Below are 7,074 nucleotides of genomic sequence, written 5' to 3'. Positions count from 1 at the left end.
CTACGGGTCCACCGCGATATTGTGCTTTGTAGCCCGGACAGGCGCGCAGCGCCGCCTCCGGGGCAGACTGGAATGGGGGCAATATGCGTCTTTCGGGATTGAAAACCCGGAATTGATATTTCCAGCCAGGCGCCTTCTGTGGTTGAAATACGTTCAGGCAAATTGCTTCCCGACGGAGGAGAAATGAAAGTAGCACTATGGCAACGATTAACGCGCTGGCTGGCTTTTTTATCTAACGGTGAAGCCGGGCAGCAGGATACCCAACGCATGATGGAGGCAATATTGCCGGTCGCCAGCCTTTACGGCGTGGATATCGGCAATGTTGAAACACGGTGGTTCCGTCATGATAAAACATACTGAGCGACGCAGGACGCGTGAAGCCTACTGGAACGAGGTGTGCTTTGTGTAGCGCGAGGCTGCTGGAGGTTGCGGCGAGCGGGATGCCATGCCGCAGCCTCCAGCAGCTTTAAATTTGTTGAACCCCCAGCGGTTTCACCCTGCCATGCAGCGCCGGGTTATCGCTCTCATCCTTAAGGCGCACGCCGGTCAGACGACGTAAAAAAGCCTGCTCCAGCAGCCACGCCAGCTTAAAGGCGGCGGCATCATAGTTCAGCCCGTCCGGGCGAATATTCGAAATACAGTTACGCTCCGACTCCAGCCGCTGACGATGCGGTTGCCAGGTCAGATAGACGCCAAGGCTGTCCGGCGAAGAGAGCCCCGGCCGCTCGCCGATTAATATTGCCACCGCTCTGGCCTTCAGCGTTTCGCCAATATCATCCCCCAGCGCCACCCGGGACTGATGGGCAAGCACCACCGGCGCGAGGCTGATGCCCAGCGTGTGCAGATAGGGCAGCAGCGCGCGAATCAGCGGCAGGGCCTGACGATGCACGGCATATGAGGAGAGCCCGTCGCCAATCACCAGCAGCAGATCCGCCGGACGCACGCCGCTGGCGGCGAGATCGGCGCGGCTGGCCTCATCCAGCCGCCGCCCGAGATCGGGACGGTTAAGATAAATATGCCGATCGCTGGCGGCACTGCGCACCGTGAGCGTCGAGAGGCCCAGCTCCGCCAGCGGCGCTTCAAGCTGCTCGCTTTCAAACGGCCGGTGGATGGCGTCGCGCGCCCGGGCATGAGCCAGACCAAAGTTGAGCACTTCGCGCGTCGGCAGGCTGGCGCCGCTGCGCCCCAGCGCAATGCGCGCATCGGTAAATTCACGCAGCGGGTTCCAGGCGTCGGGGGGATTCATACCGGTTCTCCTTGCGGCAGGACGGACAGCAGCGGATGGCGGGCATCGGTCAGACGCAGGGTGCCATCCGGGTCGATAATGCGCATTTTCGCCAGCCAGGCGGCAAACTCCGGGGCGTGCTTCAGGCCGAGCAGGCGACGGGCGTACAGCGCATCGTGAAACGAAGTGCTCTGATAGTTGAGCATGATATCGTCCGCGCCCGGCACGCCGATTAAGAACGTCAGTCCGGCGGTGCACAGCAGGGTCAGCAGCGTGTCCATATCATCCTGATCCGCTTCGGCGTGGTTGGTGTAGCAGACGTCGCAGCCGATCGGCAGTCCCATCAGCTTGCCGCAGAAGTGATCCTCCAGACCGGCGCGGATGATCTGCTTACCGTCGTAGAGATATTCCGGGCCGATAAAACCGACCACCGTATTGACCAGCAGCGGGTCGAAATGGCGAGCCACGGCGTAGGCGCGCGCTTCGCAGGTCTGCTGATCGACGCCGTGATGCGCATTGGCGGAGAGGGCGCTTCCCTGGCCGGTTTCGAAATACATCACGTTATTGCCCAGTGTGCCGCGATTAAGGCTCAGCGCCGCCTCGCGCGCCTCCTGCAATAAGGCCAGATTAATACCAAAACCGCTGTTGGCCGCTTCCGTGCCTGCCACCGACTGGAACACCAGATCGACCGGTGCGCCGCGCTCAATCAGCTGCAGGGTGTTGGTGACGTGGGTCAGAATGCAGGACTGGGTAGGGATGGCGAAGCGCTGAATAATATCGTCGAGCATATGGTTGAGCTGCGCCAGCACCGGCAGGCTGTCGCTGGCCGGGTTAATGCCGATCACCGCATCGCCCGCGCCGTACAGCAGGCCGTCAAGCATGCTGGCGGCAATGCCCTTCATATCATCCGTCGGGTGATTAGGCTGCAGGCGGACGCTAAGGTGGCCCGGCAACCCTATCGTATTGCGAAAACGGGTAATGACCTGGCACTTACTGGCGGCGAGAATCAGATCCTGATTGCGCATCAGCTTGCTGACTGCCGCCGCCATTTCCGGCGTTATCGCCCGCGCGACCCGTTGCAGGGTGGCGGTATCGGTGGCGTCATCCAGCAGCCAGTCGCGAAAATCCCCGACCGTCAGGTGGCGAATGGCGGCGAAGCCACCGCTGTCGTGGGTGTCGATAATCAGCCGGGTGACTTCGTCCTGTTCATACGGGATCGGCGGGTTAGCCAGAATCTCGCTTAACGGGACATCCGCCAGCGCGATTTTCGCCGCCATGCGCTCCTCGGCGCTCCCGGCGATCACGCCCGCCAGCGCATCGCCGGATCGCGCCGGCGACGCTTTCGCCATCAGCGTTTTCAGACTATCAAAGCGCCAGACCTGGCCTGATAGCGTTGTTTTATACATGTCGCCTCCTCAGGAGACAATGCGCAGCTGTGGATCCGCCGGCGCACGTTCGCGGGAGGATGCAGTTTTGCGAAACCACAGATAGCCTCCCAGCATCATCGCCGCGAAAATCAGCGCCAGCAGCGGGTTATACCAGACCATCGCCACCAGACAGAGTACCGCCATCGCCAGGGCGAAGGCCGGTGCCCACGGGTAGAGCGGCGCGCGGAACGGACGAATCAAATTCGGCTCGCTGCGGCGCAGCTTAAACAGCGCCGCCATCGAGGTGATATACATAACAATAGCGCCAAATACCGACATGGTGACGATACAGGCGGTCAGCGGCATCCCGCTGATGGTGATCAGCGAGTCGGAGAAAATGGCCGCGATACCGACCACACCGCCGGCGAGGATCGCCAGATACGGCGTGCGGGTGCGGCGGTTGAGGGTGGCAAGACGGGCAGGGAGATAGCCCGCCCGCGCCAGCGAGTAGATCTGCCGGGAATAGCCCATGATAATGCCGTGAAACGAGGCCACCAGACCGAACAGACCCAGCCATACCAGCATATGCAGCCAGCCGCTGCTGGTGCCAACCACCATTTTCATTGCCTGCGGCAGCGGGTCGTTGATGTTAGCCAGGGTGCGCCAGTCGCCGACGCCCCCGGCAAACACCATCACGCCGATGGCCAGTACGGTGAGGGTCAGAATACCGCCGCCCAGCGCGCGCGGGATGGTACGCTGCGGGTCTTTGGCCTCTTCCGCGGCCATCGATGCGCCTTCAATCGCCAGAAAGAACCAGATAGCAAAGGGAATCGCGGCAAACATCCCCGGCAGCGCCAGGCCGCTGAAACTCTCTGCCCCGGCCCAGCCGTTGGCGGTAAAGTGGCTCCATGAGAAGCCCGGCGCCACCACGCCCATAAACACCAGCAACTCGAAAATCGCCAGCAGGGTGACGATCAGCTCGAAGGTGGCGGCAATGCCGACGCCGAGGATGTTCAGCGTCATAAAGATAACGTAGGCGCCGCAGGCGACCCATTTGGGGTCCAGTGCCGGGAACTGGACGTTAAGATAGGCGCCGATCGCCATGGCAATCGCCGGAGGGGCAAAGACAAACTCAATCAGGGTGGCGAAACCGGCAATAAAGCCACCGGTGGGGCCGAATGCGCGGTAGGCGTAAGCGAATGGCCCGCCCGCGTGCGGAATGGCGGTGGTCAGTTCGGTAAAGCTAAAGATAAAGGCGCAGTACATGGCGGCAATGGCCAGCGCGACAATCATAAAGCCCAGGGTCCCGGCCTGCGACCAGCCGTAGCTCCAGCCAAAATACTCACCTGAAATCACCAGCCCGACGGCTATCCCCCATAAACGGAAACTGCCGAGCGTTCTTTTTAGCGTTGTGGTTTGCTCTGTCATTGTCGATGCCTCGCCAGATAAAGTTACCCGGCTCACCACGCTATTTTATTTGTCAGTTTAGGCCTGGGCAGTGCGCAACAAAATACGAGAGTATTTTGAACGCCCTTTAGGGCGGCCCGCAGGGTGAGCGCAGCGAATAAATCCTCACGTACTACGTGTACGCTCCGGTTTTTGCTCGCTGTCGATGCTCAAACTGCCTGCAATAATGACGGCTGGTGAGCCTGGTATTTCAGTTATGTGGAAGCTTGCAAAGAGAGTGCCAGGCCATACCACGGATAAACGCGGTACTTTAAGCAAACGACGATCAAAAAAAGGGCAGACCACACCCGGCGGAAGAGTCGCAGTGGTGCAGCTGCCCGCAAATGTGGCGTGAGGGATGCAGCACGGCGCCGGCGTTTTTTTTGCTCCATTGAGCCAGGCCGCTTTGCAATTTAGCAGTGGTCGCGGTATAAGGAATGTCTTATCTGGATGTTTAGATGTCTATACGCCCATGAGGTCAAATGCAAACAACACAACAACAAGGTGGGCAGCTTAAGCGCACCATGAAGACGCGCCACCTGATCATGCTGTCGCTGGGCGGCGTCATTGGCACAGGGTTATTCTTTAATACTGGCTATATTATCTCCACCACCGGTGCGGCGGGTACGCTGCTGGCCTATCTGATCGGCGCGCTGGTGGTCTGGCTGGTGATGCAGTGCCTGGGCGAGCTGTCGGTGGCGATGCCGGAAACCGGCGCTTTTCACGTCTATGCCGCACGCTATCTCGGTCCGGCGACCGGTTATACCGTGGCGTGGCTCTACTGGCTGACCTGGACCGTGGCGCTCGGTTCAAGCTTTACCGCCGCCGGGTTCTGCATGCAGTACTGGTTTCCGCAGGTGCCGGTGTGGGTCTGGTGTGTGGTGTTCTGCGCGGTGATTTTCGCCCTCAACGTCATCTCCACACGCTTCTTTGCCGAAGGCGAATTCTGGTTTTCTCTGGTGAAAGTCGTCACCATTATTGCCTTTATCATTCTTGGCGGCGCCGCCATCTTTGGCTTTATCCCGATGCAGGATGGCTCACCGGCGCCGGGGCTGCGCAACATTACCGCCGAAGGCTGGTTCCCTCACGGTGGGCTGCCTATTCTGATGACCATGGTGGCGGTGAATTTCGCTTTCTCCGGTACCGAGATTATCGGTATCGCCGCCGGCGAGACGCAAAACCCGCATCAGGTCATCCCGGTCGCTATCCGCACGACCATCGCGCGACTGATTATCTTTTTTATCGGCACCGTTTTTGTGCTGGCGGCGCTGATCCCGATGCAGCAGGCGGGGGTGGAAAAAAGCCCGTTTGTGCTGGTGTTCGAAAAGGTGGGTATCCCCTATGCGGCAGACATTTTTAACTTTGTGATTCTCACAGCTATTCTCTCCGCGGCGAACTCCGGACTGTATGCTTCCGGGCGGATGCTGTGGTCGCTGTCGAACGAAAAGACGCTGCCGGCCTGTTTTGCCAAAGTGAACAAGAACGGCGTGCCGCTGATCGCGCTGTCGGTCAGTATGCTGGGCGGCGTGCTGGCGCTGTTTTCCAGCGTTGTGGCGCCGGATACGGTCTTTGTCGCGCTGTCGGCGATTTCCGGTTTTGCGGTGGTGGCGGTCTGGCTGAGCATCTGCGCAGCGCACTTTATGTTCCGTCGCCGCCACCTCCAGCAGGGCAAAGCGCTGAGCGAACTGCACTATCGCGCGCCGTGGTATCCGCTGGTGCCGGTGCTGGGCTTTATTTTGTGCCTGGTGGCCTGCATTGGCCTCGCCTTTGACCCCAGCCAGAGAATTGCGCTGTGGTGCGGGATCCCGTTCGTCGCCCTGTGTTATGGTGCGTACTATCTGACTCGTTCACGGACATTGACCCAGGAGCCTCAACATGTCGCAGAATAATCCGTTAACCGCCATCCTGGACGTACAGCCCTTTATCTTGCTGGACGGCGCGATGGCGACGGAGCTGGAAGCGCGCGGCTGCAATCTCGCCGACAGTCTGTGGTCGGCGAAAGTGCTGGTCGACAACCCGGAGCTTATCCGCGAGGTCCACCTCGACTATTTCCGCGCAGGTGCGCAGGTGGCGATCACTGCCAGCTACCAGGCCACCCCGGCGGGGTTTGCCGCCCGTGGGCTGGATGAAGCGCAGTCGAAGGCGCTAATTGGCAAAAGCGTTGAACTGGCGCGCAAGGCACGGGAAGCGTATCTTGCCGAAAACCCGCAGGCGGGCGCGCTGCTGGTTGCCGGTTCGGTCGGGCCGTACGGCGCGTATCTTGCCGATGGTTCGGAGTATCGCGGCGATTATGTCTGTAGCCACGAAGCGTTTCAGGCGTTCCACCGTCCGCGCGTGGAAGCGCTGCTGGACGCCGGCGCCGATCTGCTGGCCTGTGAAACTATGCCCAATGTTGCCGAGATTAAGGCGCTGGCAGAGCTGCTGACCGCGTACCCTCGCGCGCGGGCGTGGTTCTCGTTTACCCTGCGCGATGCGCAGCATCTCAGCGACGGCACGTCGCTGCGGGAAGTGGTTGCCGTGCTGGCAAACTACCCGCAGGTGGTGGCGCTGGGGATTAACTGTATCGCGCTGGAAAACACCACCGCGGCGCTGGAGTATCTGCATAGCCTGACGGCGCTGCCGCTGGTGGTTTACCCCAACTCCGGCGAGCATTATGACCCGGTGACCAAGACCTGGCACCATCACGGTGAAGCCTGCGCCACCCTGGCAGGTTATTTGCCGCAATGGCAGGCTGCGGGCGCGAAGCTGATTGGTGGCTGCTGCCGCACGACGCCGAAGGATATTGCTGAATTGAACGCGCAGCGCTGAGTTTGTGCCGGGTGGCGCTGCGCTTACCCGGCCTACAAGGTATCCAACCCCCAGGCGCGGGGCGCAGCACTCACCCGACTGCTACTTGCACGAACCGTAGGCCGGGTAAGGCGAAGCCGCCACCCGGCGTCAGTTACGCTGCATCCACCAGTACAAACATTTCGTACGGGTGGATTTCGGGATAACACAGCTCACCCGTCCTGCAACGTACACGAACCGTAGGCCGGG

General features: G+C 60.6%; 6 protein-coding genes. 3 read left to right on the top strand and 3 right to left on the bottom strand.

All coding sequences use genetic code 11. The features are described from left to right. Positions 1 to 183: 183 nt before the first annotated feature. Positions 184 to 360, top strand: a complete 177-nt coding sequence (locus tag CWM52_RS25660; RefSeq protein ID WP_015585065.1) for a hypothetical protein — start codon at positions 184 to 186, stop codon at positions 358 to 360. A 106-nt stretch (positions 361 to 466) separates the two neighbouring features. On the opposite strand, the gene eutC is transcribed toward CWM52_RS25660, so the two are convergent. The 3 genes from eutC to eat are packed head-to-tail and all read right to left on the bottom strand — an operon-like array spanning position 467 to position 4,020. Further along, entirely contained in the window at positions 467 to 1,246 is a 780-nt protein-coding gene (gene eutC, locus CWM52_RS25655; RefSeq protein WP_100686636.1) for an ethanolamine ammonia-lyase subunit EutC, read from the bottom strand. Further along, complete coding sequence (locus CWM52_RS25650) at positions 1,243 to 2,631, bottom strand: ethanolamine ammonia-lyase subunit EutB (RefSeq protein WP_100686635.1); 1,389 nt, start codon at positions 2,629 to 2,631, stop codon at positions 1,243 to 1,245. The genes eutC and CWM52_RS25650 overlap by 4 nt, the downstream gene beginning before the upstream one ends. 9 nt (positions 2,632 to 2,640) lie before the next feature. Further along, positions 2,641 to 4,020 (bottom strand): ethanolamine permease, encoded by a 1,380-nt coding sequence (eat, locus tag CWM52_RS25645; protein ID WP_100686634.1) that lies wholly within the window; start codon positions 4,018 to 4,020, stop codon positions 2,641 to 2,643. Between the two features lie 500 nt (positions 4,021 to 4,520). Here eat and mmuP point away from each other — a divergent pair, with 500 nt between their 5' ends. Both mmuP and mmuM read left to right on the top strand, forming a co-directional pair. After that, complete coding sequence (gene mmuP, locus CWM52_RS25635) at positions 4,521 to 5,927, top strand: S-methylmethionine permease (protein WP_100686632.1); 1,407 nt, start codon at positions 4,521 to 4,523, stop codon at positions 5,925 to 5,927. Continuing rightward, positions 5,914 to 6,846 (top strand): homocysteine S-methyltransferase, encoded by a 933-nt coding sequence (gene mmuM / locus CWM52_RS25630; RefSeq protein ID WP_100686631.1) that lies wholly within the window; start codon positions 5,914 to 5,916, stop codon positions 6,844 to 6,846. Before mmuP ends, mmuM begins: the two co-directional genes overlap by 14 nt. The last annotated feature ends 228 nt before the right edge of the window (positions 6,847 to 7,074 follow it).

This window comes from Raoultella sp. T31, assembly GCF_002806725.1.
Classification (GTDB): domain Bacteria; phylum Pseudomonadota; class Gammaproteobacteria; order Enterobacterales; family Enterobacteriaceae; genus Klebsiella; species Klebsiella electrica.
The sequence above is the reverse complement of the archived record's forward strand: the minus strand, read 5'-3'. Positions and strand labels throughout refer to the sequence as shown.